A 1,165-nucleotide genomic window follows, 5' to 3' on the forward strand; every position below is an offset into this window, starting at 1 on the left:
GATGCAGAAAGAGAATAATTGTTTCTTCTTCATTGCTGACCTTCATTCTTTGACTACTCATCCCACACCTGTTGATTTGCATGAAAATGTTAAAAAGATTCTTTCCGAATACATTGCCTGCGGACTGAATCCTGAAGAATCGACCATCTATATCCAGAGCGATGTCCCAGAGATTCCGCAACTCTACCTCCTTTTAAACATGAATGCCTACATCGGGGAACTGGAAAGGACCACTACCTTCAAGGAAAAAATCAGGAAACAGCCTGACAATGTCAATGCCGGCCTGTTGACTTACCCCGTGCTGATGGCTGTAGATATTATCATTCATAAAGCAACAAAAGTTCCTGTAGGTAAAGACCAGGAACAAAATCTTGAAATGACCCGCCGTTTTGCCAACCGTTTCAATTTTATGTATCATGTGGATCTTTTCCCCGAACCTTCAGCTTACAACTTCGGCAAAGAATTAGTAAAGGTTCCTGGTTTGAATGGTACAGGCAAAATGGGCAAATCTGAAGGAAACGGAATTTATCTGATTGATAGTCCTGAAGATATCCGTAAAAAGGTGATGCACGCCGTTACCGATGCCGGCCCTCAAAAAATGAACCAGGAAAAATCGGAACCCATTCAAAATCTTTTTACCTTAATGTCTTTGGTTTCAACTCCCGATACGGTAAAATATTTTGAAGATAAATACAACAGCTGCACGATCCGCTATGGAGAGCTGAAAAAACAATTGGCCGAAGATATTATTAAGTTCAATTCGCCCATCCGGGAACGTATACTACAGATAGAATCCGATAATGATTATTTGCATAAAGTGATCACTGACGGAAAAGAAAAGGCCCGGGAAAGTGCAGCAAAAACATTGAAGGAAGTCAGGGAAATTATTGGATTTTTGCCCTTCTGATTTTTCGAAAGGATAGCAGCTCATAACTTTTTCATTTTTTCGATCTGCTCTTCAGGGCTTACTTCCTGAAGTTTTTGGGCTGCTTTTGTATAAAAACAGAGCCCATTAAGTTGCTGGATCAGAATTTTGTTCCACGACCGCCGGGAACCTATATGGCTGCGTTCATAAAGTTCGCGGAACAAATTTTCAGATTGAAAATAAAAATCCACTCTGCCCATATAAGCACTGAAAGCGTCTTTAAGGATTTTCTCAAGTTGA

At 40.4% G+C, this 1,165-nt stretch carries 2 protein-coding genes; one reads left to right on the forward strand and one right to left on the reverse strand.

The features are described from left to right. On the forward strand, positions 1-907 hold a 907-nt coding region (gene trpS, locus Q8907_17085; protein ID MDP4275985.1), incomplete at its 5' end, for a tryptophan--tRNA ligase. A gap of 20 nt (positions 908-927) precedes the next feature. Here the strand turns inward: trpS and Q8907_17090 are convergent. Next, a partial coding sequence (locus Q8907_17090) for a guanylate cyclase (GenBank protein ID MDP4275986.1) occupies positions 928-1,165 on the reverse strand: 238 nt, incomplete at its 5' end.

It is taken from the genome of Bacteroidota bacterium, assembly GCA_030706565.1.
Lineage (GTDB): Bacteria > Bacteroidota > Bacteroidia > Bacteroidales > JAUZOH01 > JAUZOH01.